General features: G+C 61.3%; 25 protein-coding genes. 11 read left to right on the top strand and 14 right to left on the bottom strand.

The features are described from left to right. Window positions 1-210 precede the first annotated feature (210 nt). A complete protein-coding gene (gene ilvD, locus GR198_RS33765; protein ID WP_029872804.1) occupies window positions 211-2,049 on the top strand; it encodes a dihydroxy-acid dehydratase in 1,839 nt (612 codons plus the stop codon). A 58-nt stretch (window positions 2,050-2,107) separates the two neighbouring features. On the opposite strand, the gene GR198_RS33770 is transcribed toward ilvD, so the two are convergent. Then, entirely contained in the window at window positions 2,108-2,461 is a 354-nt protein-coding gene (locus GR198_RS33770) for a lysozyme inhibitor LprI family protein (protein WP_029872803.1), read from the bottom strand. 23 nt (window positions 2,462-2,484) lie between these two features. Beyond that, window positions 2,485-2,865 carry a YkvA family protein gene (locus tag GR198_RS33775; RefSeq protein WP_003547589.1) on the bottom strand — a complete coding sequence of 127 codons (381 nt, stop codon included), beginning with the start codon at window positions 2,863-2,865 and terminating at the stop codon, window positions 2,485-2,487. Window positions 2,866-3,011: 146 nt separating this feature from the next. Between GR198_RS33775 and GR198_RS33780 the strand changes: the two genes are divergently transcribed. After that, on the top strand, window positions 3,012-4,415 hold the full coding sequence (locus GR198_RS33780) for a DegQ family serine endoprotease (protein ID WP_029872802.1): 1,404 nt from the start codon (window positions 3,012-3,014) through the stop codon (window positions 4,413-4,415). After that, complete coding sequence (locus GR198_RS33785; RefSeq protein ID WP_029872801.1) at window positions 4,412-5,728, top strand: replication-associated recombination protein A; 1,317 nt, start codon at window positions 4,412-4,414, stop codon at window positions 5,726-5,728. The genes GR198_RS33780 and GR198_RS33785 overlap by 4 nt, the downstream gene beginning before the upstream one ends. Before the next feature lie 13 nt (window positions 5,729-5,741). Here the strand turns inward: GR198_RS33785 and GR198_RS33790 are convergent, their stop codons facing one another. The 5 genes from GR198_RS33790 to GR198_RS33810 all read right to left on the bottom strand — a co-directional run bounded on the left by GR198_RS33790 (window position 5,742) and on the right by GR198_RS33810 (window position 7,851). Further along, window positions 5,742-6,053 carry a DUF1883 domain-containing protein gene (locus GR198_RS33790; RefSeq protein ID WP_003547605.1) on the bottom strand — a complete coding sequence of 104 codons (312 nt, stop codon included), beginning with the start codon at window positions 6,051-6,053 and terminating at the stop codon, window positions 5,742-5,744. A gap of 132 nt (window positions 6,054-6,185) precedes the next feature. Beyond that, entirely contained in the window at window positions 6,186-6,449 is a 264-nt protein-coding gene (locus GR198_RS33795) for a hypothetical protein (protein ID WP_029872800.1), read from the bottom strand. Window positions 6,450-6,475: 26 nt separating this feature from the next. Beyond that, window positions 6,476-6,658 carry a hypothetical protein gene (locus tag GR198_RS33800; protein ID WP_032984171.1) on the bottom strand — a complete coding sequence of 61 codons (183 nt, stop codon included), beginning with the start codon at window positions 6,656-6,658 and terminating at the stop codon, window positions 6,476-6,478. Window positions 6,659-6,775: 117 nt separating this feature from the next. Further along, entirely contained in the window at window positions 6,776-7,696 is a 921-nt protein-coding gene (gene dapA, locus GR198_RS33805; RefSeq protein WP_029872798.1) for a 4-hydroxy-tetrahydrodipicolinate synthase, read from the bottom strand. A gap of 8 nt (window positions 7,697-7,704) precedes the next feature. Further along, on the bottom strand, window positions 7,705-7,851 hold the full coding sequence (locus tag GR198_RS33810) for a hypothetical protein (RefSeq protein ID WP_164902284.1): 147 nt from the start codon (window positions 7,849-7,851) through the stop codon (window positions 7,705-7,707). A gap of 147 nt (window positions 7,852-7,998) precedes the next feature. Here GR198_RS33810 and GR198_RS33815 point away from each other — a divergent pair, with 147 nt between their 5' ends. Next, window positions 7,999-8,994 carry an alpha/beta fold hydrolase gene (locus GR198_RS33815; RefSeq protein WP_172643816.1) on the top strand — a complete coding sequence of 332 codons (996 nt, stop codon included), beginning with the start codon at window positions 7,999-8,001 and terminating at the stop codon, window positions 8,992-8,994. 41 nt (window positions 8,995-9,035) lie between these two features. On the opposite strand, the gene GR198_RS33820 is transcribed toward GR198_RS33815, so the two are convergent. Continuing rightward, complete coding sequence (locus GR198_RS33820; protein ID WP_164070368.1) at window positions 9,036-10,040, bottom strand: ketopantoate reductase family protein; 1,005 nt, start codon at window positions 10,038-10,040, stop codon at window positions 9,036-9,038. Window positions 10,041-10,143: 103 nt separating this feature from the next. After that, window positions 10,144-10,995 (bottom strand): oxidoreductase, encoded by an 852-nt coding sequence (locus tag GR198_RS33825; protein WP_028741356.1) that lies wholly within the window; start codon window positions 10,993-10,995, stop codon window positions 10,144-10,146. Window positions 10,996-11,121: 126 nt separating this feature from the next. On the opposite strand from GR198_RS33825, the gene GR198_RS33830 reads away from it, so the two are divergent. Continuing rightward, window positions 11,122-12,009 carry a LysR family transcriptional regulator gene (locus tag GR198_RS33830; RefSeq protein ID WP_029872795.1) on the top strand — a complete coding sequence of 296 codons (888 nt, stop codon included), beginning with the start codon at window positions 11,122-11,124 and terminating at the stop codon, window positions 12,007-12,009. On the opposite strand, the gene GR198_RS33835 is transcribed toward GR198_RS33830, so the two are convergent. After that, window positions 11,984-12,574, bottom strand: a complete 591-nt coding sequence (locus GR198_RS33835) for a nucleoside 2-deoxyribosyltransferase (protein ID WP_029872794.1) — start codon at window positions 12,572-12,574, stop codon at window positions 11,984-11,986. The genes GR198_RS33830 and GR198_RS33835 overlap by 26 nt on opposite strands. A 469-nt stretch (window positions 12,575-13,043) precedes the next feature. On the opposite strand from GR198_RS33835, the gene GR198_RS33840 reads away from it, so the two are divergent. Continuing rightward, window positions 13,044-14,018, top strand: coding sequence for an alpha/beta hydrolase (locus GR198_RS33840; RefSeq protein WP_029872792.1), 975 nt, complete (start codon window positions 13,044-13,046; stop codon window positions 14,016-14,018). A gap of 70 nt (window positions 14,019-14,088) precedes the next feature. On the opposite strand, the gene GR198_RS33845 is transcribed toward GR198_RS33840, so the two are convergent. The 4 genes from GR198_RS33845 to lepB form a co-directional block, all read right to left on the bottom strand. After that, entirely contained in the window at window positions 14,089-14,712 is a 624-nt protein-coding gene (locus tag GR198_RS33845) for a carboxymuconolactone decarboxylase family protein (RefSeq protein ID WP_003558593.1), read from the bottom strand. 63 nt (window positions 14,713-14,775) lie between these two features. Then, window positions 14,776-16,311 carry a sensor histidine kinase gene (locus tag GR198_RS33850; protein ID WP_029872791.1) on the bottom strand — a complete coding sequence of 512 codons (1,536 nt, stop codon included), beginning with the start codon at window positions 16,309-16,311 and terminating at the stop codon, window positions 14,776-14,778. Between the two features lie 224 nt (window positions 16,312-16,535). Then, window positions 16,536-16,943, bottom strand: a complete 408-nt coding sequence (locus GR198_RS33855; RefSeq protein ID WP_017960056.1) for an Imm6 family immunity protein — start codon at window positions 16,941-16,943, stop codon at window positions 16,536-16,538. A 49-nt stretch (window positions 16,944-16,992) separates the two neighbouring features. After that, window positions 16,993-17,853 (bottom strand): signal peptidase I, encoded by an 861-nt coding sequence (lepB, locus tag GR198_RS33860; RefSeq protein ID WP_164070369.1) that lies wholly within the window; start codon window positions 17,851-17,853, stop codon window positions 16,993-16,995. Window positions 17,854-18,266: 413 nt separating this feature from the next. On the opposite strand from lepB, the gene GR198_RS33865 reads away from it, so the two are divergent. The 5 genes from GR198_RS33865 to GR198_RS33885 all read left to right on the top strand — a co-directional run. Next, window positions 18,267-19,313: a LacI family DNA-binding transcriptional regulator gene (locus GR198_RS33865; RefSeq protein WP_164045895.1), complete on the top strand. Its 1,047-nt coding sequence runs from the start codon at window positions 18,267-18,269 to the stop codon at window positions 19,311-19,313. Between the two features lie 9 nt (window positions 19,314-19,322). After that, entirely contained in the window at window positions 19,323-20,936 is a 1,614-nt protein-coding gene (locus tag GR198_RS33870) for an acyl CoA:acetate/3-ketoacid CoA transferase (RefSeq protein WP_029872788.1), read from the top strand. Next, window positions 20,929-21,708 carry an enoyl-CoA hydratase/isomerase family protein gene (locus GR198_RS33875; protein WP_017993666.1) on the top strand — a complete coding sequence of 260 codons (780 nt, stop codon included), beginning with the start codon at window positions 20,929-20,931 and terminating at the stop codon, window positions 21,706-21,708. The genes GR198_RS33870 and GR198_RS33875 overlap by 8 nt, the downstream gene beginning before the upstream one ends. Next, window positions 21,708-23,228 carry an aldehyde dehydrogenase family protein gene (locus tag GR198_RS33880; protein ID WP_029872787.1) on the top strand — a complete coding sequence of 507 codons (1,521 nt, stop codon included), beginning with the start codon at window positions 21,708-21,710 and terminating at the stop codon, window positions 23,226-23,228. Before GR198_RS33875 ends, GR198_RS33880 begins: the two co-directional genes overlap by 1 nt. Before the next feature lie 190 nt (window positions 23,229-23,418). Next, window positions 23,419-24,109, top strand: a 691-nt coding sequence (locus GR198_RS33885) for an ABC transporter substrate-binding protein (RefSeq protein WP_164070370.1), incomplete at its 3' end; no start/stop codon positions are given.

Below are 24,109 nucleotides of genomic sequence, written 5' to 3' on the forward strand. Positions count from 1 at the left end.
GAATAGGCTGTAACAAAACGTCGCGTCGAACCGTATATGATCGATGGGCCTCATGGCGCTTCTCCCCGGCGTACCGGATTTGGGCTTCCCGGTAGTGACAGCCCCCGTCGATTGGATTAGGACAATTCCAAAAAGCAGCGTTTGCCCGGCCTGCAGGCTCCATGCCGCCCAGCTTCGCCTGATAATTCCGCCACGTTGAGGAAGACACCGATGCCAGTTTACCGTTCCAGAACCACGACCCATGGCCGCAACATGGCGGGCGCCCGCGGCCTTTGGCGCGCCACGGGCATGAAGGATTCGGATTTCGGCAAGCCGATCATCGCGGTGGTGAATTCCTTCACCCAGTTCGTCCCCGGTCACGTGCACCTGAAGGACCTCGGCCAGCTCGTTGCCCGCGAGATCGAGGCGGCCGGCGGTGTCGCCAAGGAATTCAACACGATCGCCGTCGATGATGGCATCGCCATGGGCCATGACGGCATGCTTTATTCGCTGCCCTCGCGCGAGCTCATCGCCGACAGCGTCGAATACATGGTCAATGCCCATTGCGCCGACGCCATGGTCTGTATTTCCAACTGCGACAAGATCACTCCCGGCATGCTGATGGCATCGCTGCGCCTCAATATCCCGACGGTCTTCGTCTCGGGCGGTCCGATGGAAGCCGGTAAGGTCGTGATGCACGGCAAGACGCATGCACTCGACCTCGTCGACGCCATGGTTGCCGCTGCCGATGACAAGATCAGCGACGAGGACGTCCAGACCATCGAGCGCTCGGCCTGTCCGACCTGTGGTTCCTGCTCCGGCATGTTCACGGCCAATTCGATGAACTGCCTGACGGAAGCCCTCGGCCTGTCGCTGCCCGGCAACGGCTCGACGCTTGCCACCCATCTCGACCGCAAGCGCCTCTTCGTCGAGGCCGGCCACCTGATCGTCGATCTCGCCCGCCGTTATTACGAGCAGGATGACGTCAAGGCGCTGCCGCGCACCATCGCTTCCAAACAGGCGTTTGAGAATGCCATGACGCTCGATATCGCCATGGGCGGTTCCACCAATACGGTCCTGCACATTCTTGCCGCCGCCCATGAAGGCGAGATCGATTTCACTATGGCCGATATCGACGCGCTGTCGCGCCGCGTGCCGTGCCTGTCGAAGGTCGCCCCCGCCAAGAGCGATGTTCATATGGAAGACGTCCATCGCGCCGGCGGCATCATGTCGATCCTCGGCGAACTCGACAAGGGCGGTCTCTTGAACCGCGATTGCCCGACCGTGCATGCAGAAACGCTGGGCGACGCGATCGATCGGTGGGATATCACCCGCACCAACAGCGAAACTGTCCGTAAATTCTATCGTGCCGCTCCGGGTGGCATTCCCACCCAGGTCGCCTTCAGCCAGGAGGCCCGCTGGGACGAACTCGACACCGACCGCGAGAACGGCGTCATCCGCTCGGTCGAACATCCCTTCTCCAAGGATGGTGGTCTTGCCGTGCTCAAGGGCAACCTTGCGATCGACGGCTGCATCGTCAAGACTGCCGGCGTCGATGAATCGATCTTGAAATTCTCCGGCCCCGCCCGCGTCTTCGAAAGCCAGGATGCCTCCGTCAAGGCGATCCTTGCCAACGAGGTCAAGGCCGGCGACGTCGTCGTCATCCGCTACGAAGGCCCGAAGGGCGGCCCAGGCATGCAGGAAATGCTCTATCCGACCAGCTATCTGAAGTCGAAGGGCCTCGGCAAGGCCTGTGCGCTCATCACCGACGGCCGCTTCTCCGGCGGCACCTCCGGCCTCTCGATCGGCCACGCCTCGCCGGAAGCGGCAAATGGCGGCACGATCGGCCTGGTGCGCGAAGGTGATATGATCGACATCGACATCCCCAACCGCACGATCAGCCTGCGCGTCAGCGAGACTGAACTCGCCGCCCGCCGCGGCGAGCAGGACGCCAAGGGCTGGTATCCCACAGAAGTCCGCAAGCGCAATGTCACGACCGCGCTGAAGGCCTACGCGGCCTTCGCAACGAGTGCGGACCGCGGTGCCGTGCGCGATCTGAACGCCCGCTGAGCAGCTTCAGCTTACGAACCGTTGATGAAAAGTCAGCGGCTCTTCCAACCGGTCGCTTTCAAAGCGGCCGGTTGATGTTTTTATAGGTCTCGCCGAACTGCTTCAGCCGCTCGTCATAGGCAGCCTTGATACACGCCGCATCCGCTCCGCATTCCTGCCGCTTTTTCAACCAGGCCGTCTGTTCGTCCTGCAATGTTCCGCGCGAACCCATCGCCAGCAGGCCGGAGAGCAGCTCGAAGGTCGTCACCATCTTCACGTCGGCGTCGTTGAGTGCGCGGCTGTCGCAGATCGCTTTTTCATCCGGCTTCAATTCTTTCGCATCGCAATCGAAGCTTGCTGCCTGTGCCAGGTTCGATCCAATGAGCAGGATCGCAAAGCCGAGGGCCGCTGTCGTCGTTCTTGTCGTGATCATTCATATGTTCCTATTGCTGCCGGTCAGGCTAGCTTCCGCAGTGCCAGAGCCAGGAAGATGATGCAAATGAGCCAGACGGCAAGGATGAAGATCAGTCCGACCCGGCTGGAGGGACGCTCGATGCGCCTTGTCGCCTCCGTACGAAGCTCGTTCATCACCTCTACTGGCACGAGCCGGATCGCCAGCATGATACCGAGCGGCACGATAAGGAGATCGTCGAGATAGCCGAGGATGGGGATGAAATCGGGGATGAGATCGATGGGCGACAGCGCGTAGGCGGCAACGGCGCCGGCCACTGCCTTCGCGTGCCACGGCACACGTGCGTCACGGGCGGCAAGCCACAATGCCACGATGTCACGCTTCAGTGACTTTGCCCAGATTTTGGCTTTTGATATCAGTTGCATGGCCGTACTTCCTGAATCAAATTCGCAATCGCTTTAAGTGGTACTTCCGCGACGTTCCATTGCCTTATTCTTCCATGCTTCCGCCCTCTTTCCTTTCTAGCGTCGGGCGCTACAACGTTCCTCAAGAGGATTCAAAAGGGATACCCATGCAAGGCCTTTTCAAGCGCGCCTCCGTCTCGCTGTTCGCTGTCATGCTCGTTCTGCCGCTTGCTGCCCAAGCGCAGACGGCAAAGACCGTACCCGAGAGCCAGATGCAGATGCAGCTCTCCTTCGCGCCGCTCGTCAAACAGACGTCAGGCGCCGTCGTCAATGTTTATGCGGAAAAGACCGTCCGGCGGCAGTCGCCCTTTGCCGGCGACCCTTTCTTCGAGCAATTTTTCGGCCAGCAGATGCCGAACCGTTCGGAGAAGCAGTCTTCGCTCGGCTCCGGCGTCATCGTCGAGGCGAACGGCACTGTCGTGACCAACAATCACGTCATCGAGGGCGCAGACGATATAAAGGTGGCGCTCTCGGACGGCCGCGAATTCCCCTGCAAGGTGGTGCTGCGCGATGACCGTGTCGATCTTGCCGTGCTGAAGATCGACGCCAAGGAAAGCTTTCCGACATTGCCGATCGGCAATTCCGATACGGTCGAGGTCGGTGATCTCGTGCTGGCGATCGGCAATCCCTTCGGTGTCGGCCAGACGGTGACGAGCGGGATCGTCTCGGCGCTTGCCCGCAACCAGGTGATCAAGAACGAGTTCGGCTTTTTCATTCAGACCGATGCCTCGATCAATCCCGGCAATTCCGGCGGCGCCTTGATGAACATGAAGGGCGAGCTGATCGGCATCAACACGGCGATCTTCTCGCGCGGCGGCGGCTCGAACGGCATCGGTTTCGCCATCCCTGCCAATCTGGTCAAGGTCTTCCTCGCGTCGGCCGATGCCGGCGTCAAATCCTTTGAGCGGCCCTATGTCGGCGCAAGTTTCGATGCCGTGACCTCGGAAGTGGCCGAGGCGCTGGGGCTGAACAAGGCCCGCGGCGCGCTCGTCGTCAAGGTTTCGGAAGGTGGGCCGGCCGCCAAGGCCGGGCTGAAGGCCGGCGAAATCGTCACCGCCGTCGACGGAGTTTCCGTCGAGCATCCGGATGCGCTGCTCTACCGCTTGACGACGGCTGGTCTCGGCAATTCGGTCAAGCTCACCGTCATCGAGAACGGCCGCGAGGAGCAACTGCCGCTGACGCTCGCCCGCGCCCCGGAAACCTCGCCGCGCGACCAGCGCACGATCGGCGGACATACGCCGTTTACCGGTGCCGTCGTCGAGAACCTGTCGCCGCGTGTCGCTGACGAGCTGCGCATGCCGCCGGAATCGGCGGGCGTCGTCGTCTCCGAGGTGAAGGAGGATTCGCCCGCCGCCCGTCTCGGTTTCGAACCGAAGGATATCATCGTCTCGATCAACGGCACCGATGTGAAGTCGACCAGCGAACTGTCCGAGATCGCCGATAGCGACCCCGGCTTCTGGCGGGTCGAGATCGAGCGCGACGGCCAGCGCATCCGGCAATTTTTCCGATGAGCAACGATCTCTTCGCGCCGCGCGTTCCGGAGGAGGTCGCTGCCAGGCGGCCGCTTGCCGACCGGCTGCGGCCGAAGACGCTTGCCGATGTCACCGGTCAGGAACACCTGACCGGTGAGGATGGCGTGCTGAAAAGGATGATCGAAAGCGGCTCGCTCGGCTCGATGATCTTCTGGGGGCCGCCCGGCACCGGCAAGACGACCGTGGCACGGCTGCTCTCGGGCGAGGCGGGGCTAGCCTTCGAGCAGATATCGGCGATCTTCTCCGGCGTCGCCGATCTGAAGAAGGTGTTTGAGACAGCCCGCCTGCGCCGCATGGACGGCCGTCAGACGCTGCTCTTCGTCGATGAGATCCATCGTTTCAACCGCGCCCAGCAGGACAGTTTCCTGCCCGTCATGGAGGATGGTACCGTCATCCTCGTCGGCGCCACCACCGAGAACCCGTCCTTCGAGCTCAACGCCGCTCTGCTGTCGCGGGCCCGTGTGCTCACCTTCAAGTCGCATGACGAGGAGAGCCTCGAGGAACTGCTGAAGCGTGCCGAGGCGATCGAGCAGAAGCCGCTGCCGCTGACGGAGGATGCCCGCGCCAGCCTGGTGCGCATGGCCGACGGCGATGGCCGGGCGGTGCTGACGCTCGCCGAAGAAGTCTGGCGCGCGGCGCGCGAAGGCGAGAGCTTCGATACCGAAGGCCTGACGCGCATCGTCCAGCGCCGTGCCCCGGTCTATGACAAGGCGCAGGACGGCCACTACAATCTGATCTCGGCGCTGCATAAATCCGTGCGCGGCTCGGATCCCGATGCCGCGCTCTATTATCTTGCCCGCATGTTCGATGCCGGCGAGGATCCGCTCTATCTTGGCCGGCGGCTGGTGCGCATGGCGGTGGAGGATATCGGTCTTGCCGATCCGCAGGCGCTGGTGATCTGCAATGCCGCCAAGGATGCCTATGAGTATCTCGGCTCGCCGGAAGGCGAACTGGCGCTGGCCCAGGCCTGTGTCTATCTCGCCACCGCTCCGAAATCGAATGCCGTTTACACCGCCTTCAAGGCGGCAAGCCAGGCCGCCAAGCAGAACGGCTCGTTGCTGCCGCCGAAGCACATCCTCAACGCGCCGACCAAGTTGATGAAGGGTGAGGGTTACGGCGACGGCTATCGCTACGACCACGACGAGCCCGATGCCTTTTCCGGCCAGGATTATTTCCCGGAGAAGATGGGACGCCAGATCTTCTACGATCCGCCGGAGCGCGGCTTCGAGCGCGATATCCGCAAGCGGTTGGAATGGTGGGCGAAGCTTCGCAAGGAGCGTAACCCGCGCTGAAGCCTGGCGAACCTCAGGAGGCGCGCGGCGTCTTCTGATTTGCCGGCGCGGCGATCACCTTGACGGACGATTCCGCAAGCCCGTGATGACCTTCCATATCGACGATGACATGCCAGTGACCGCTTTCCGGAACGGCGATCTTGATCGGCGATTTGCGAGCCACGCCACCGATATATTTGAAATCGAGAACCTCGGTGAACCGCTGGAAATTCGGGGCCGTCATCAGGCGGACATTGTTCACAGCATTCAACGACACCTCGATGATCGTTCCGGCGCGTTGTTCCTTGAGATCGTAATGGGTGAAGCGGAAATTCGGTTTCGGCATCGGTCTCGTGGCGTCTGAAGTCTCTGCGCCAGGATTTTACCAGAATGTGGGTTAAGGAAAAGTTGGAAATCGGCAGTTCAGCTCATGTCTTCGTACTCCCGCTGCATGGAAACAGCGGGAGTACGGCAAGATTTAGTGGATATTCGTGGTGCCGCGCGCAAAGGGCGCAAATTCGAGCACCATGCCTACGGCCGCCCTATGGATATCGGCGGAGGGGCAGTTGCATTCCCCAGCTGCGAAATGGAGGGCGGCCGCTTCATTGATGAAGAGCCCGCCGACAAGGCCCTCGCGGTCGTGGACGATCCAGCGGCCGCTTCTGTCGCGGCCGACGGTGAAGCGGGCGGAAGGCGAAGGTGCTGCAGCGGGAAGGCTGCGGCGTTGCTGTGCGTTTGCCATTGTGGTGATCCTTCGGTCCTGATGCTTCAACGGGAGATGAGGTCGAACATCATCTGGACCAGGCCAGCAAAGGCCAGCGTCATCGCAAGGCGGGGTGTAATCGCGACAAGGCCGGAGAGTATCGAATGGGAGGGATCGGCGGCGAGTGTGCTGATGTGGCTGCGTTGCCGCGGGTCGCTCTCGGCACTCGGTTCAGTCAGGCGTGACATCGGTTTGTCCTTTCGAAGTCTCAACCGCCGCTTGATCGAGCGGCGGTGTCACGCTTCAAAAATAAGCTCCGGTGGATAGGGTTTCCATTTGGCGGCGAAAACGAAAATATAAAAATCTCATAGGGATAACGCCATCCCCGCGCTGTTTTCGTCAAGGAAGGGCGCAAGCGCCTTGCCGATGGCCAAATGCACCTCCGGCTCGGCAGCGACAAGTGGAAGGCGAAGCTCGGCCCCCAGGCCGCGCATCAGCCGGAGCGCGTATTTGATCCTCGCCGGATCGCCCTCCGGCCCAAGTGCCGAGATCAGCGGCAGCAGCCGATCCTGCAGAGAACGCGCGGCCGAAAGGTTTCCGGCCCGTGCTGCCTGCTGCATCGAGGTGAAGAGCCTTGGCAGAACGTTGGCGCCCGGCGAGATCGCGCCGTCGCCGCCAGCGATGGTGAAGGCGAGCGCGGAAGGGTCATGGCCGGAAAAGAAGCGGAAGCGCTGTCGCAGGATCGGCGAAAGCCCGGCGAAGCGAGCAATGTCGCCGGTCGCGTCGCGAATGCCGACAATCCCCGGGATGGCGGCCAGCCTGCCGAGCGTTTCCGTCGAAAGATCGCTCGCCGTCTGCGCCGGCGCGTTGTCGACGATAACAGGCAGGCCGCTCGCCGCTGCCACCTGTTCGAAGTGGTGGATGATGCCTTTCTGCCCGGGCTTGGAATAATAGGGCACGGTGACGAGTACTGCGGCGGCGCCGAGCGCTTCGGCCTCGCGGGTGAGCGCGATCGTGCTTTCGGTGGAGTTGGTGCCGGTGGCGGCGATGACGCAAACGCGGTCGGCCGCAGACCGGATGCTGAGGTCGATCACCTCAGCGCGCTCCTGCGGCGAAAGCGTCGGGCCTTCCCCTGACACGGAGCAGACAGCAAGCCCGTCGACGCCGCTGAGGATCTGCCACTCCGCAAGCGCCCGAAGCGCCGGCCTGTCGAGGCCGCCATGGCGAAACGGCGTGACAAGAGCGGTGATCGCGCCGCCAAGGCGCGGCATTCTCGCCGTTTCCATGGCGGATCTCACAGCGCGCCGAAAACGATGTAGAGTTCGACGCAGGCGAGCACCACGCCGAAGACGATCAGCGCCTGGGCGGTGCGTTTCTCGCGCATCTGCCGGCTGCCGCGTTTGATCCTGGATGGGCGAAGGGGCTGAAAACCGGAGGACATGACATTTCGCATGGCATTTGGCCTTTGCAGTGATGGCGAAAGTCTACTGCTGCCGGCGATAGGAAATCCATTCGGAGCGGGGCACGAAAATATAGGAACGGCATAAAGGCCGATGCGAGAAATTTCGAAGCGTGGTGTCGGAAAGACATGAGCGCCGCCGTCCTTGCGGTATCGATGCAAACACGGAGCAAGGACATGTCGAAGATGACGCTGATTTCGATGATCGCAACGGCTGCCGCATTCCTGGCAGCGCCCGGTATATCAGGCGCCGACAGCAGCACGCCTGTTATCGAGGAGAAGAAGGCTGCAGCGGCGATTGTCAGGAAGGGAAGTCTGCCGGTCAACGGCATCGATTATTATTACGAGATCCGCGGCGAGGGCGAGCCGCTGCTACTGCTTCACGGCGGCCTCGGGCAGATCGAGATGTTCGCGCCGGTCATGCCTGTTTTCACCGACCACCGGCAGGTGATCGCCGTCGATCTGCAGGGCCATGGCCGCACCCCGCTCGGCAAGCGACCGATCGAGCTTCCGGCCATCGGCGCCGATCTCGCAATCCTGGTGAAGCAGCTCGGTTACGACAAGCTCGACGTCTTCGGCTATTCCTTCGGCGGCGGGGTGGCGTTGAATATGGCGGCGAACGCGCCCGACCAGGTGCGCCGGCTGGTGATCCTCTCGGCACCCTATGCGCAGAACGGCTTCTTCCCGGAGATGCTGCCGCAGCAGGCGGCCGTCGGCGCCGGTATGGCCGACATGATGAAGGACACGCCGATGTTCCTCTCCTACAAGGCGGTGGCGCCTGACGTTTCGGAATTTCCGAAGCTGCTCGACGCCATGGGGGCGCTGATGCGCGAACCCATCGACTATAGCGATGCCGTCGCCAAGCTCACCATGCCGGTTATGCTGATCTATGGCGATGCCGACATGATCCGGCCCGAGCATATGATCGACTTCTACCATAAGCTCGGTGGCGGTCTGCGCGATGCGGGCTGGATGCGGGAAAACATGTCGAAGAACCGGCTGGCGATCCTGCCCGATCTCACCCACTACGAGACCTTCGCCTCGCCCCTCATGGCGACTATGGCGATGACCTTCCTCGATGGTGGCGGCAAGGCGCCGAACTGGGCCGAGCAGGTCGGAAAGTAAGCGAAGACGGCCGGGTTTTCCCGGCCGCCCTTCCTCCGCAATCAGCCGCCGCGCTGGTTTTCCCGATCCAATTGCGTCACCAGCGCCAGGATCGTTTCCGACACCGGCGTCGGCACGGCGCCCAGGCGTCCGAGCGCCACCACCATGCCGACCAGCGGCGTGATTTCGAGCGCCTTGCCGCCGATCAGATCCTGCAGCATCGATGTGCGCACGCCGCCGATATGGCGCGATTGTTCCAACCGCTGCTCGACGGTCATGCTGAACCGCGCGCCCAAGGCCTCGCCGACGGCGCGGACTTCACTCATCACCTTGCCGACCGTAGCCGAAAGGGCGGGATCCGCCATGATGTCGGTCATCAGCGCCCTGGTCAGCGCGCTGATCGGGTTGAAGGCGGCGTTGCCCATCAACTTGCTCCAGATCTCGCCGCGGATATCAGGTGTCGTCGTAATGTTGAGACCCGCGCCGGTCAGCACCGCGGCGATCACCTCGAGATCGGGCGAGATGTCGCCGGAGGGCTCGCCGAGCACGAAGCGGCCGTTGTGGGAAAGCTGGATCTCGCCGGGGTTGATCACCTCGGCACCCTGATAAGCGACGCAGCCGATGACGCGTTCCGGCCCGATCACCCGCCACAGCCCGCCGCCGGGATCGAGCTCGTCGAACTGCAGCTCGGCATGCCGGCTCTGGGTATCGCGGTGAAAATACCACCACGGGATGCCGTTGAGGATCATGACGACGCGGGTGCCCTCCTTGAGGAGGCCTGCAATGCCTTCGGCAGCGGGTGCCAGCTGATGCCCCTTGAGGCCGGTGATGACGAGATCCTGCGGCGGCAATGTCCTGGGATCGTCGGTCGCGGTGAGGCGGACATTGAGCGGCCTTTCCGCATCGGCTTCGCGCAGGCTGAGACCATTGTCGCGGATGGCGTCGAGATGCGCCCCACGCGCGATGACGGAGATGATGGCGTCGTTTCCGGCTTGGCTTGCAAGCTTGACGGCGATAGCGCCGCCGAGTGCGCCAGCGCCATAGATGCAGATGGACTTGATGGACATGCTCGCCTCTTCATGGTGGTGATCGAACCTAGATCTAGGTCATTCCAGAAGTGAGGCGAATACCAATTTGCCGCATCATGCGTTTTCCTGCGGGCAGTGCCCTTCAGGCCGAGGCCGTTGCCTCGCTTGGAAAATCCGTGGACAAAGCGAGCTGGCGCCAGACGGCAAGTTCCTGTTCGACGCTGGCATGCTGCTCCTCGATCACGGCTACCGTATCGCTGCCGAACGGCATGCGCAGCGGCGGATTGGGCGAATTGGCGAGCGTCATGATGCCGGCGGCAAGCTTGGCGGGATTGCCGGGCTGGGCATGGTTTGCGTCGGCAGCGAAACTACGCATCTTGCCGGCCGGCGTACCCTCGTAGTCCGCGATGGAGGCCGGGCTGATCGCCAGCGAGGTGTCGGCGAGGAAGTCGGTGCGGAAGAAGCCCGGCTCGACGATCGTCACCTTGATGCCGAAAGGTTCGAGTTCGGCGGCCATCGATTCCGAGAGGCCTTCGACGGCGAACTTCGTCGAGCCGTAGACGCCCCAGCCGGGATAGCCGAAGTAACCGCCGATCGATGAGAAGTTAAGGACATGGCCGGAACGCTGGCGGCGCATATAGGGCAGCACGGCGCGCGTCACTTTCAAGAGGCCGAAGACATTTGTGGCATAGAGCTTTTCGACCTCTTCGGCGGTGGCTTCCTCGACAGCGCCGAGCAGGCCGTAGCCGGCATTGTTGGCGAGGACGTCGATACGGCCGAAGCGGGCGATGCCGGCAGCCGCTGCCTCCTTGGCCTGCGCCTCGTTGGTGACGTCGAGGGCAACGGCCAGCAGGTTCGGATGCTCGCCGAACTGCTCGGTGATGGTCTTCGGGTTGCGGGCAGTGGCGATAACGGCATCGCCTGACGCAAGGGCTTCCTTGGTCATCAGCGCGCCGAAGCCGCGGGATGCACCAGTGATGAACCATACTTTCATGACGAATTCCTTTCGAGAGCTATTCGGTTGGCGTCGCATCTCTGTGCTGACCGGTTGAATTTGACCGAAAATCCGTTGCTGTATAAGATTTGTTATTCTTGAAACTATGATGAGTGACATTCAGGAATGCGCGCCACCGAACTTTCCGAACTCGCAGCCTTCGCGGCCGTCGCCCGGCACAAAAGCTTCCGCAAGGCGGGCGAGGAGAGGGGTGTCACCGCCTCCGCGGTCAGCCACGCCGTGCTCAATCTCGAAGATCGGATCGGCATCCGCCTGCTCAACCGCACGACGCGCAGCGTTTCGCTGACCGAGGCCGGCGAACTGTTGATCTCGCATCTCGACCCGGCCTTCGGCGAAATGGCTGCAGCGCTGGATGCGCTGAACCGCTACCGCGACACGCCATTCGGCAAGGTGCGGATCAACGTTCCGAACTCGATCGGCCCCTTCGTCATCGGTCGTGTCATCGGCCCGTTGCTCAAAAAGAATCCCAATTTGCAGCTGGAGATCAACGCCACGGACAGGCTGGTCGATATCGTCGAAGAGGGCTTCGATGCTGGCATCCGCTTCGGCGAACGCGTCACCGAGGGCATGATCGCGTTGCGTATCAAGCCGCGCATCCGCTTGGTCGTCGTCGGCTCGCCCGCCTATTTCGAGACCCGGCCGAAACCGGCGACACCGCACGAACTCAAGCGCCATCTCTGCATCCAGAACATGTTTCCTTCAGGCGCGCGTTACGCCTGGGAATTCGAGAAGGACGGCCAGGCGGTTAGCTTTCAGCCGACCGGACCGCTGTCGCTCGACGATCACGAGCTGATGATGCAGGCAGCGCTCGGCGGCGTCGGCCTTGCCTATGTCTGGGAGCCGCGCGTGGAGAAGGCGATCGCCGGCGGCGAGTTGATCCAGGTGCTGGACGACTGGTGCCAGCCGGAGGAACCGCTCTATCTCTACTATCCGAGCCGCCGCCACATGTCGGCGGGCTTCAGGGCGCTCATCGACGCGATGAAGGCGGAGTAAAAGAGGCCAGCATGCCGGCGATGGTCTGAAGCGCCTCGAAGTAAACCGTAAGGTCGCGGGCAGGGTCCGCCGGGAGCGCCGCCGCACGAAACACCTTGCCCCCCGTCGCCTCGACCCCTCCGTCGATCATCAGGTTGTCGGCCATCCCGTGATTTTCGATCGCAATGCCATCCGGTCCGCGTGGGCGCCCGCTCGTCTCATCGATATCGAGCCCCGCATACCAGATCGAGCGAACACGCAGACCATAGTCGTCGGGGTGATTGGTATAGGCAAAGACCGCTTTTCCCAGCGCAATCATAAAGCCGATCTCGTAGACCGTACCCGGATCGGCGCTGACGCCTCGAAAGGGAGTGATGTTGGCAAGGCAGATCTCGGCTCGACGCATGGCGTCGTCGTTGCGCGCGTAGATCTCTACGGCCGTCCGCTTCACCGGCGTCTGGTTTTCGTCGCTGCCGGGACCGGTCGGCTCGAAGCCGAACTGGCGCGCCAATCGGCGTTTCTCGGCCATGATGGGCATGGCATCCGGAAGAAAGACTTCCGGGCCGGCAAGGTAAATGGTGGTCATCGGTATCCTTCACTCACAAGCAAGAAGAGGCGCCCGGGTTTAGGAGGCAGCCAGGCACGTCGTCCATTTCCGACGGAAGCGCGGCAAATGGCAAGCCGTGCAGGCAGGCATTGTTCAATTTTTTAAGAGCAGTCTGACGAATCCACAGTGAACGGGCAGCTGCCGACTTTCATTCCAGGCAGAGCGGAGGGACCTGCAGAGGAGCCGCCCTATCTCCGTCATCGAGCCGCCGCCTGATATGGGCGGCGTTCAAGGCGGCCATCGACCGCACCCAGGCCCGGACGGGTGCGGCGATGTTCGTGGAATGAAAAAGCTTGGGGTTCGCGCCTGTCACCCTTTTGACTCCGGTGGACGAACCGGCCAAAGATGCCGCCTTGGCCAGCATCGTCGGGAGAGGTTGATGAACGGTCGGATTTTGCCAGCTGGTATTCGAAGAGCCCTAAGGCGGCTCAAATGTCTGTTCCCCGCTTTGGCTGCGCTGATGCTGCTCGCCTCGGCGGCGGTCGGGCGGGACATTGGGCCGCAAAGCCCGGCCTCGCGCGAACAGGTCGAAAAACTCGTCGGCCTCTGGAAGGATCACTTTGCCGGCGCCGATAGCCTGCAGCAGCGGCGGACAGCCTTCAGGACGTTGATGGAGACGATGCCGGGGCCGACGCGCATCCAGGTTCGGCAGGTCGATGCCGACGGCGTCGACGCCGAGCTGATGTGGCCCGCTCGTCTTCATCACCCGATCGGCCAAAGGGTGATCCTCTATATTCATGGCGGCGGCTTTTCCAGCGGCTCCATTCGCACACATAGCCTGCTTGCCGGCTCGCTCGCCAAGGCCGCATCCAGCGACATTCTTCTCATTGATTATCGGCTGATGCCCGAATATGGCTATCCCGCGCAGATCAACGACGCGCTGACCGCCTATCGCTGGCTTCTCGACAACGGCTATCGGAGCGAGAATGTCATCGTGGCCGGAGACGGCGCCGGCGGCAATATCGCGATCGAGACGGTGCTGCGGCAGATGCAGGCGGCAAAGCCGTTGCCGGCGGCTGTGATTGCGCTCAGCCCCATCACCGATCTTACCGCGACGGGCGGATCCATGACATCAAACGCCGGAAGCGATCCGCTGGTCGGCAAGGACTGGATCGACACCCTGCGCAAGACCTATCTCCGCAGCCGGTCTCCGACCGATCCCCAGGCATCGCCGCTCTACGCCGACATGACCGGCTTTCCGCCGCTGTTGCTGCAGGTCGGCTCCGGCGAAGTCCTGCTGGATGATACGCTACGGCTCGCCGACAAGGCGCGCCAGGCGGGCGTGGATGTCACCACCGAGGTCTGGCCGGGTATGCCCCATCAGTGGCAGCTGTTTCCCTCGCTGCTCGACGATGCCGATCGGTCGAGCCAGAATATCGCCGAATTTGCGATCCAGCATTTTGCCGACAAACCGCAGGAGTAAGGGCCGCAGGAGTGAGGGCCTGAGGAATTGGAGCCGCAAGAGCAGACGCCGGACGCTCTCCTTCATCGCGTCATTGCGGTGTACCCCGGGACTGTGACGGCGCCAGAGGCCGCTCGACCTCTCGGCCGACGCTGAGCGTCTTTCGCACATTCGGCTCCAGCCGCTCGATATAGGCATGGTCGGGTGCAGCACCCAGCGCATCCAGCATTTTCGAGAAGAAACACCGGGCGGCTGCCGCAGCCGTGACGTCGAAGACATCGGCGTCGCTCAGCCCGTGTTTCTTCAGCCCGTCGATGTCCTGCTGGGTCACCGACGTCGCATCGCGCGCCACCTTGGCGGCAAAGGCCATGATCGCGCGTTCGCCGGCATCGATCGGCGCCTTGTCCGTCTCGTTGACAACAGCCGTCAGCCCGTCGCTGGTGAAACCCTCGCGCAGCAGCACTGAGCCGTGCGCCAGCATGCAATAGGAGGATTTGAGCTCCTTGGCCGCCGCCAGCGTCACCAGCTCGTAGCGCCGCAAGCTCATATGGCCGCGAATGCTCGAAAGCAGCGCTGCCCAGCTCTCCATCACCTCCGGCCGATGGCCGAAGGCCCGATACATGTTCGGCAGATAACCATAATTCGCCTCGGCCGACGCATACATCGACGTCGTCTTCTCGCTGGCGGATGCGTTGGGTGTGTGAATGAAAGCCATGACATGATCCTCCTCTATTGTGAGAAGGATAGGGTAGATATGCAGGACAGCAATCCTGAAACGTCAGGCAGCGTCATTGGCCGCGGAAACGTCGCCGTTTCTCTTGATGGGAAGGGTTACGGTAAACGTCGAACCGCATCCTCTTGCACTGCGAACCTCTATCGAACCGTTGTGCAGTTCGACGATCTGCTTCACCAGATTGAGGCCGATACCGGTTCCGGCAATCCCGGTCGACGTCCGGGCCCGAAAATAGCGCTGGAACAGCCGGGGCACGTCTTCGGCGTCGATCCCCACGCCATCATCGCTGATCGAAACTTTGACGTTTCCCGTCTCAGCCCATGCAGTGACGCGAATTTCGGAGGTTCCGGGCGCGTATTTGACGGCATTGGAAAGCAGGTTGGTAAAGACCTGTGCCAAAGTGCGGGGATCGGCATCGATGAACTCCGGCAGCCCATCGATATCCAACACAAAGCTGTGCGACTTTGCGATCGTCGACTGCCGCTCGCAGCAGGTTTTTATCAATGATCTCAATGCGCAGGCGTCGTAGTTGATATCGATCTTGCCAGTATCAAGGCGTCCGGCTGACAGGATGCTCTCCATGAGATCGACAATCCGGGTCACCGATGCGCGGATTTGATCGACCTTGTCGCTGAGAAATTCGGGCTCGACCGCCCCCCTTTTTCGCAGCAGCCGCTGGGCAGCAGCGTCGATGATTGCCAGCGGGGTCCTGAATTCATGCGATGCCATCGCCACGAATTGCCGCTGCAATTCGTTGATGTTCCGCTCCTGCGCCAGCATTCGCTCGAGTTCCCGCGCCTGCCGCTCGACTTCCGCCGTGCGGCTCTTAACCGTCGCTTCGAGCTGATCGTGATGCCGGCGCAGCTCTTCGGCAAGTCGCACGGTCTTTGTCACGTCCTCATGCGTGGCCACGTATCCACCCGTTTGCATCGGATTGTGGGTGATCTTGATAACGCGTCCATCTGCCAGAACGATATTTTGGCTGGCCGGCGCACCGCGTGCTGTCGCTTCAAAGACCACGTCAAAATAGGCGGCGGTATCGGCCGGGCCATTTCCCTCTCGGCTGCGATAGGCCAGGATATCAACAAGTGGCGTTCCCGGTTGCGTCAGCAGGTCCGGCAGATTGTACATCCGTGCATAGGAAGCGTTGCACAGAATGAGATTCTTTGTCGAATCGAACATGCACAGCCCATGCGGCATATTGCTGAGCGCTGCGTCGAACCGGCGATGTTGTTCGGTCAGGCTGTCTTCGACGCGAATGAGAGTCGAGATGTCTTCGTAACTGAGGATCCAGCCTCCATCCCTCGACGGGGCGCAGGTCAATGAGACCATCCCTCCATCGGAAAGGGCAAACTGAGACGTGGGCGCTCCACCAGCCATCGACCGCCGGGATGCCACCGCACGGCAGTCTGCGGTGCCCGGCAATCCGTCGATGTTCATGCCTTTGCGGATGGCGCCTTGCGGAAGGCCGAGAATATCAAGCGTGCGCGAATTGAAAGCCGTCACCGTACCGGCAGGATCAAGCAGAACAATGCCCTGAGGCAGGCTCTCCAGGATAGATTCAAACGAGTGTGGCATCATCCGGCCCTGCTTCAGATCTGGCGCGTTGCACGTATCCGTAGCATTCGTCAGAAACGATAAAGTTTCGCTAATGTCTATGGTCGGGAATTCCTCGACCGAAACCTGGAGAAGGAGAAATTAGAAGGAGCAGGGTCGTCGGCGACGCTCGCGGCGATCACGGATGCACAACAGCACCAGCGATCGATGAAGGAGCTGCCTTGCTTCTCCTTGCAGGCTGCGGCGAACTATATGTGGAGTTTGGCCAGTTGCTCGTCCAGAAGGTCAAGGCTGTCCTCTCCGACCTCGTTGACGTCACTCGGCATGGGCTCGCCGGTCTCCTGGTAAACAAGCCAGGCGACGTACATGGTTGCCGTCGTCAGCGCGTTCCAGCCGTCTTCGCTGGGCTCTCCGGCTGCCTCCGAGAGCCGACGGAGCGCCCCGCGCTCATCGTCGCTATAGACAAGATCGGAGACGTATCGGCCGGTCAGTCCTCCGCCATCACCCCAGGTGCGGATTGCCGCCAACGCGGCTTCGGCTTCGGGCGCGTGGGGTTCGGTATGCTTGATTTGGATGACCAGAGACGCGGCGACGGCTGCCAAGCGCCGTGCTTGCTGGCGTGGCGGCAGAGCGATCAGTTCAGCGCGTAGTTTCATCTGCTCATGCTCTTTACGGGCCTGGTCGCAATATTTTCTGCCTATCGAGTTATTGAATCCACGACATCTGCCGCGATCCATCCTCGGAATTGAAAAGCACGATGGCTGCCTTCGCATATATGTTGTCATCTGGGATAAATCCCATATCGAAGCGGCTATCCAGACTGTTGTCACGATTGTCGCCCAGCACGAAGTAATGCCCGTCGGGGACAACGAATTCCCTTGTATTGTCGCCGCGGGCGTTGTCCACTTGCTCAACAATCGCATAGCTGCGGCCAGATGGCAGCGTCTCCTTAAACGCCTGCACTGTTACTGATTGATAGGTCAAATCACCCGCCGGCTCGCGCTCAACTGCGGTACCATTCAAGTAGAGAACACCCGATCTCATCTGAATGCGGTCACCTGGCAGGCCGACGACGCGTTTCACGTAATCGACCTTCGTGTCCATTGGCGTCCGGAACATGACGACGTCTCCTCGCTCCGGTCCATGTCCAAATATACGACGCTCCGGTCCAAGCCCGTACGGGAGCGAATAGCGGCTGTACCCATAGGCGTATTTTTGCGCGAACATGTAGTCGCCGCTCCGCAAATTGGGCAGCATCGAGCTCGACGGTATCGTGAATGGTTGAAAGGCGAAACTTCGAACCAGCATCGCTAAGGCGAACGGTGCAAACAAAAAGATCAGGGCAAGACTATACCACCGCGAATACCACGGAAACACGGTGTCTGCTGGCATCATCTTTGTTGCACGATAGCCATGCAGTAGGCCAATCAGACGCCAGGCCAAGATCAGGAAATAACCAAAAACAGCGGCTGACGGAACGCTAAACAACCAGAGTTGCGCGATCGAGATGACGATGCCACCCGCAAAGTAAGCAGTCGCTTTCCAGCCGCACCCGAGATAGGCCATAACGACATCTGGACCTAATATAAATCCCAGCGTGGCTGCACAAATGGGGTGGCGAGCGCGAAAAGCTCTAAAAATTTGCATAAAAATCTCAATAGGTTTGACGAATATATTCAGGTCTCGACAGGCGCCTCGTTTCGACTTGTAGTCGATGTCGTGAAAAATGCCAGCCCGAGATTGGCCGCGTGCTTCACAGAAACTCCAGCTTTTCTCGTGCCCGAGAATATCGGCAGATGCCTCTCTTTTGCGGCCTAAATTTAGATCGTTCCAATTATTTTGGCGCTTTCACCGCCAAAAAATGTGCATGGAATTCGCTCGCTCCTGGCATTTGCTGGTATTCCTGTGAAATCCTCTTGACATAATTGGAACGTTCCAAATATTAAACGATCAGTCGACGTTTGGCGTCGGGAGGGAAAATGACAAAGGCGCGGGTAACCGTCATCGACATTGCGAAAGCCGCAGGCGTCTCGAAATCGACGGTTTCGCTGGTGCTTCAGGGCTCCTCGCTGGTCAATGAGGGGACGCGTACCAAGGTCAATGCGGTGATGCGCGAGCTGGGCTATGTCTACAATCGCGGCGCCGCCAATCTTCGGCAGGCCGGCGCCAAGTCGAGGATCATCGGGGTCGTCGTCAACGACCTGACGAACAGCTTCTTTGCGGAACTGGCGGTCGGCGTCGATATGGTCGTTCAGTCGGCCGGGTTCGTGCAATTCCTGTCGAACACCAGCGAGAGCATCGACAGGCAGCGCGAGGTTGTCGCATCGATGCGGGAGCATGGCATTTCGGGGCTCATCGTGTCGCCGGCGCGCGCCACCGATGCCGCAGACTTCAAGCCGCTTGTCGCCGCAGGGATTCCGGTGGTGGTCGTCGTCAGAAACCTGCCTGGCGCCAAAGTCTCGTCCGTCGTCTCCGACAACCAAGCTGGCATGAGGTCCGCGGTCAAGCACCTGGCGGAGCTCGGCCACAAGCGCATCGCCTTTCTCGGCGGCTTTCCCGATACCGCTGTCTTCGATGATCGCCTTGCCGGTTACCGAAGCGGCATAGAGGCAGCCGGGCTCGACTATCACCAAGAATTCGTCATCTCGTCGGCGCCTTCGCGAGCCGGCGGGGTAGAGGCGATCGGAAAAGCCATCGTTCTTTCCGACAAACCCACGGCAGCCGTCTGCTTCAACGATGCCGTAGCCTTCGGTGTTTGCGACGGATTGCGTGCGCGCCGTCTAGAGCCCGGCTCCGACTTCGCGGTCGTGGGTTTCGACGACGTCATCGAGGCTCAGGCGGCGGTTCCTGCGCTCACGACGATCTCGGTCGATCCGCAGGGCATTGGGCGCCGCGGCGCGCAGCTGCTTCTGAAACAGATCAATGCGGGCAAGGCCGAGGCGGAGACGGTGATAACAGCGGTTCGACTGGTTGTTCGCGAGAGCTGTGGCGCCCGCAAGAGCGCAAAAATCGAAACAGGACTCTGAGTAACGCCCATGAAGAAGCATCTCACCCCGACCGAAGCGGCCGCGCTGATCCCGGATGGCGCTGTTGTAACGGTGTCTTCCTCGAGCGGTCTCGGTTGCCCGGACCTCATGCTGAAGGCGATTGGCGAGCGTTTCGATGCGACCGGCCATCCCCGGGATATTACGACCCTTCATCCTATCGCTGCCGGCGACATGAGCGGCATCAAGGGCGTCGACCATATCGCCAAGAAGGGGCTGCTCAAGCGCATCATCGGTGGTTCCTATCCGTCCGGCCCGTCATCGTCAGAGCCGCCGCTGATCTGGCAAATGATCACCAACAACGAAATCCCGGCCTACAACATTCCGTCCGGCATACTGTTCGACATTCATCGCGAAGCCGCCGCCAAGCGACCGGGCGTTCTGACCAAGATCGGCATCGATACATTCGTCGATCCTAAGCGGCAGGGTTGCGCGATGAACGGCCTGGCGTCGGAGCATCCGGTGGTCAAGCGCGTGCGCTTCGAGGGCGAAGACTGGCTGTTCTTTCCCTCGATCGTCCCTGAGGTCGCCATCATTCGCGCCACCACTGCCGACGAGCGCGGCAACCTCACATACGAACATGAAGGCGCCTATCTCGGCGGCCTCGATCAGGCGCTGGCCGCGCGCAACAACGGCGGCATCGTCATCGCGCAGGTCAAGCGGATCACCAAGGAAGGCTCGCTGAAGCCCCATGACGTCCGGGTGCCCGGAATGCTGGTCGATTATGTGATCGTCGATCCGGAACAGAAGCAGACGACGCAGACGCAATATGATCCGGCAATTTCCGGGGAAATCTTCCGCCCGCTCGATAGCTTCAGCGTTCCGGAGTTCAATGTTCAGAAAGTCATCGCGCGTCGTGTTGCGCAGGAACTGCAAGCGGGAAGCTGCGTCAATCTCGGCTTCGGCATATCGGCTAACGTGCCGCGAATTCTGCTGGAGGAAGGGCTTCACGGCGCGGTCACCTGGGTCATCGAGCAAGGGGCGGTCGGTGGCGTGCCGCTGCTCGACTTCGCCTTTGGCTGCGCCTCCAATGCGGACGCCTATATGCCGTCTCCCTATCAGTTCACCTATTTCCAGGGTGCAGGCTTCGATGCATCGCTGCTGTCCTTCCTCGAGATCGGCAAAGACGGTTCGGTCAATGTCTCCAAGCTCTCCTTCCGGCCGCATGTGACGGCTGGCGCCGGAGGCTTCGTCGACATCACGGCGCGGGCGAAGAAGATAGTATTCTCCGGCATGTTCAATGCCGGAGCGAAGCTTTCGATCGCCAATGGCGCTCTTCTTATCGACAAGGAAGGCAAGCTAAAGAAGCTCGTGAACGAGGTCGAACATGTCACATTCAGCGGCAGGCGCGCGATCGAGCAGGGGCAGGACATCACCTATGTCACCGAGCGGTGCGTGATGAAGCTGACGCCCGATGGCGTCGTGCTCACCGAGATTGCCCCAGGTGTCGATCTCCAGTCCCACATCCTCGATCAGTCGGAGTTTCCGCTGATCGTCGCGCCCGACCTGAAGGTCATGGACGCCGCGCTCTTCGCGGAGGCAAAAATCGGCCTGTCGCTTCCAGAAAAAAGCGCACGGACGTTGGAGGGCAGCTTCGATGGCTAGCGGAACAGTCAGAATTGACGTCGATGGACATGTTGCGACGCTGACGATTTCTCGTCCGGAGAAGTTGAACGCGCTCGACCTCGACATGCTGAAAGCGCTGGCGGACGCGGCCGACGAGGTGGAGGCGAACGCCAATGTGCGCGCTGCCATTCTGACAGGCGAAGGAAAGGGCTTTTCCGCCGGCGGCGATATCAAGGCCTGGGGCGGAATGTTGCCTCAGGAGTTCGGCCATCTCTGGGTTCGGCATGGCCACCGTATCTTCGAAAGACTGGCGACGCTCCGGATGCCGCTGATCGCGGCTCTGAACGGCCATGCCCTCGGTGGAGGGCTTGAACTTGCAGGGGTCGCTGACATTCGCCTTGCCGAGCAGCACATCAAGATCGGCCTGCCGGAAACCGGTCTTGGAATGGTGCCGGGCTGGTCCGGGACCCAGCGTCTTGTGCGCCGGTTCGGGGCGCAGGCCGTCCGGCGCATGGCCTTGGGCGGCGAGATATTCACCGCCGAGGAGGCACGCCTGCTCGGGATCGTCGACGCGGTTGTCCCCACAGGAAACGCGCTCGTCGCCGCCAGGGAATATGCTGGGCGGATTGCCGCAAGGGGGCCGGCTGCAACCGAGATCGCGAAGTTGATGATCGCATCGGCGAATGGCGAAGACAATGGAACCGCGGTCGAAGCTCTGGGCTCGATCCTTGCTGCGAAGACCGGCGATCTGAAGGAGGGCGTCGCATCATTCAGCGAGAAGCGCCCGGCAACGTTCAAGGGAGAATGGTAATGACGGTCCTCGTCAACCCCACCGCGCTCAGCGACCACAAGGCGCGTGATTTCAAGATGCTCGTCGATGGCAAATGGGAGGCAGGCAGCCCCGATCCGATCGAGCGTGTCGCGCCGAGCCATGGTGTCGTGGTCAGCCGGTTCCCGACCGGCAGCAGAAAGGACGCCGAGCGTGCGATTTCCGCGGCACGCAAGGCGTTCGATTTTGGGCCGTGGCCCCGAATGACCGCTGCCGAACGTTCCGCGATCCTGCTCAAGGCGGCCGATCTGATCGCGGCGCGTGCAGAGGAGCTGGCATTTCTCGATGCTATCGAGGCAGGAAAACCGATCACGCAGGTACGGGGAGAAATTGCCGGCTCGGTTGACATATGGCGCTACGCGGCGGCTCTTGCCCGCGACCTCCATGGTGAAAGCTACAACACGCTCGGCGATGGCACCCTGGGTGTCGTCTTGCGCGAAGCGATCGGGGTGGTGTCGATCATTACGCCCTGGAACTTCCCGTTCCTGATCGTCGGCCAGAAGCTGCCATTCGCTCTGGCCGCAGGTTGCACGACCGTCGTCAAGCCCTCGGAACTGACCTCAGGATCGACGCTGGTGCTGGGAGAGATCCTGCAGGAGGCAGGCATTCCGGATGGCGTCGTCAACATTGTCACCGGTACGGGACCGGAGGTCGGCGCGGTCATGACGTCCCATCCTGACGTCGACATGGTGTCCTTCACCGGCTCGACCGGGGTCGGAAAGCTGACGATGTCGAATGCCGCACAGACGCTGAAGAAGGTCTCGTTGGAATTGGGCGGGAAGAACCCGCAGATCGTGTTTCCGGATGCCGATCTCGATGCGTTCATCGATGCCGCGGTCTTCGGCGCATACTTCAATGCCGGCGAATGCTGCAATGCCGGCTCGCGGCTGATCCTTCACAAATCAATCGCTTCCGATGTCGTCAAGCGGATTGCCGAATTGTCGAAAGCAGTGAAGGTCGGCGACCCGCTCGATCCTTCGACGCAGGTCGGCGCCATCATCACGCCTGAGCATCTGGAGAAGATATCAGGATACGTCGCCGGCGCGAGGGGCAGCGGTGCCCGGGTCGCGCATGGCGGCGAGACGCTCGATCTCGGCATGGGGCAGTTCATGTCGCCGACGATCCTCGAAGAGGTCACCCCCGATATGGCCGTGGCGCGCGAGGAAGTCTTTGGTCCGGTGCTTTCGGTCCTGACATTCGAGACATCCGCCGAAGCGATCAGGATTGCGAATTCCATCGACTACGGCCTGTCGGCCGGTGTCTGGAGCCGCGATTTCGACACGTGCCTGACGATCGGCCGGTCGGTGCGGGCAGGGACGGTCTGGATGAACACCTTCATGGACGGCGCCTCGGAACTTCCCTTTGGCGGTTACAAGCAAAGCGGCCTCGGCCGTGAGCTCGGCCGCCATGCGGTTGAAGATTACACGGAGACCAAGACGCTCAACATGCATATCGGCAAACGCACCAGCTGGTGGATGCCGCAGACAGAAAAGCTGGCTTAGCGCATCGGCCCGAAAATCGGAATCGATTTTCGGAAAGCACGATGCGTCGATTCAAAGTGTTGCAGCGTCCTTTGCGCGTCTGAAAAGACGCGCGGCGCTGCAATGGCGGCCAAACTACGCTCGAGGAGGGCGGGTGACTGGTGCGGGAATGGGTCCCGCATCGTCCAATGTAAGACTGGGAGGTCTTTCGATGAACAAGTTTTTGACCACGACTGCAATGATCGCATTGGCTCTGGCCGGCGCCAGCGTCTCCGCCCACGCCGCTGACGTGAAGGAAGTACAAATGCTGCACTGGTGGACGTCAGGCGGCGAGGCGGCTGCGCTGAACGTCTTGAAGCAGGATCTTTCGAAGGAGGGTTTTGCCTGGAAGGACGTTCCGGTTGCCGGCGGTGGCGGCGATGCGGCGATGACGGCGCTGAAGGCGATGGTTGCGGCCGGCACCTATCCGACGGCCTCGCAGATGCTGGGCTATACCGTGCTCGATTATGCCCAGGCCGGCGTCATGGGCGATCTGACCGAGACGGCGAAGAAGGAAGGCTGGGACAAGTCGGTTCCGGCAGCCCTGCAGAAGTTCTCGGTCTATGACGGCAAGTGGGTTGCAGCCCCGGTCAACGTCCACTCGGTCAACTGGCTGTGGATCAACAAGGCTGTGATGGACAAGATCGGCGGCACCCAGCCGAAGACCTTCGACGAGCTGATCGCCCTGCTCGACAAGGCCAAGGCCGCCGGCGTCATCCCGCTGGCGCTCGGTGGTCAGAACTGGCAGGAGGCGACGATGTTTGATTCCATCGTGCTGTCGACCGGCGGTCCGGAGTTCTACAAGAAGGCTTTCAACGACCTCGACGATGAATCGCTGAAGTCCGACACGATGAAGAAGTCGT

The sequence above is a fragment of the Rhizobium leguminosarum genome, assembly GCF_010668065.1.
Classification (GTDB): Bacteria; Pseudomonadota; Alphaproteobacteria; order Rhizobiales; family Rhizobiaceae; genus Rhizobium; species Rhizobium leguminosarum_S.

Bases quoted from the DNA above. Each gene is read 5' to 3' on its own strand.
- ilvD (WP_029872804.1), top strand. From the start codon at position 211: ATGCCAGTTTACCGTTCCAGAACCACGACCCATGGCCGCAACATGGCG.
- GR198_RS33770 (WP_029872803.1), bottom strand. From the start codon at position 2,461: ATGATCACGACAAGAACGACGACAGCGGCCCTCGGCTTTGCGATCCTG.
- GR198_RS33775 (WP_003547589.1), bottom strand. From the start codon at position 2,865: ATGCAACTGATATCAAAAGCCAAAATCTGGGCAAAGTCACTGAAGCGT.
- GR198_RS33780 (WP_029872802.1), top strand. From the start codon at position 3,012: ATGCAAGGCCTTTTCAAGCGCGCCTCCGTCTCGCTGTTCGCTGTCATG.
- GR198_RS33785 (WP_029872801.1), top strand. From the start codon at position 4,412: ATGAGCAACGATCTCTTCGCGCCGCGCGTTCCGGAGGAGGTCGCTGCC.
- GR198_RS33790 (WP_003547605.1), bottom strand. From the start codon at position 6,053: ATGCCGAAACCGAATTTCCGCTTCACCCATTACGATCTCAAGGAACAA.
- GR198_RS33795 (WP_029872800.1), bottom strand. From the start codon at position 6,449: ATGGCAAACGCACAGCAACGCCGCAGCCTTCCCGCTGCAGCACCTTCG.
- GR198_RS33800 (WP_032984171.1), bottom strand. From the start codon at position 6,658: ATGTCACGCCTGACTGAACCGAGTGCCGAGAGCGACCCGCGGCAACGC.
- dapA (WP_029872798.1), bottom strand. From the start codon at position 7,696: ATGGAAACGGCGAGAATGCCGCGCCTTGGCGGCGCGATCACCGCTCTT.
- GR198_RS33810 (WP_164902284.1), bottom strand. From the start codon at position 7,851: ATGTCCTCCGGTTTTCAGCCCCTTCGCCCATCCAGGATCAAACGCGGC.
- GR198_RS33815 (WP_172643816.1), top strand. From the start codon at position 7,999: ATGAGCGCCGCCGTCCTTGCGGTATCGATGCAAACACGGAGCAAGGAC.
- GR198_RS33820 (WP_164070368.1), bottom strand. From the start codon at position 10,040: ATGTCCATCAAGTCCATCTGCATCTATGGCGCTGGCGCACTCGGCGGC.
- GR198_RS33825 (WP_028741356.1), bottom strand. From the start codon at position 10,995: ATGAAAGTATGGTTCATCACTGGTGCATCCCGCGGCTTCGGCGCGCTG.
- GR198_RS33830 (WP_029872795.1), top strand. From the start codon at position 11,122: ATGCGCGCCACCGAACTTTCCGAACTCGCAGCCTTCGCGGCCGTCGCC.
- GR198_RS33835 (WP_029872794.1), bottom strand. From the start codon at position 12,574: ATGACCACCATTTACCTTGCCGGCCCGGAAGTCTTTCTTCCGGATGCC.
- GR198_RS33845 (WP_003558593.1), bottom strand. From the start codon at position 14,712: ATGGCTTTCATTCACACACCCAACGCATCCGCCAGCGAGAAGACGACG.
- GR198_RS33850 (WP_029872791.1), bottom strand. From the start codon at position 16,311: ATGATGCCACACTCGTTTGAATCTATCCTGGAGAGCCTGCCTCAGGGC.
- GR198_RS33855 (WP_017960056.1), bottom strand. From the start codon at position 16,943: ATGAAACTACGCGCTGAACTGATCGCTCTGCCGCCACGCCAGCAAGCA.
- lepB (WP_164070369.1), bottom strand. From the start codon at position 17,853: ATGGCCTATCTCGGGTGCGGCTGGAAAGCGACTGCTTACTTTGCGGGT.
- GR198_RS33865 (WP_164045895.1), top strand. From the start codon at position 18,267: ATGACAAAGGCGCGGGTAACCGTCATCGACATTGCGAAAGCCGCAGGC.
- GR198_RS33870 (WP_029872788.1), top strand. From the start codon at position 19,323: ATGAAGAAGCATCTCACCCCGACCGAAGCGGCCGCGCTGATCCCGGAT.
- GR198_RS33875 (WP_017993666.1), top strand. From the start codon at position 20,929: ATGGCTAGCGGAACAGTCAGAATTGACGTCGATGGACATGTTGCGACG.
- GR198_RS33880 (WP_029872787.1), top strand. From the start codon at position 21,708: ATGACGGTCCTCGTCAACCCCACCGCGCTCAGCGACCACAAGGCGCGT.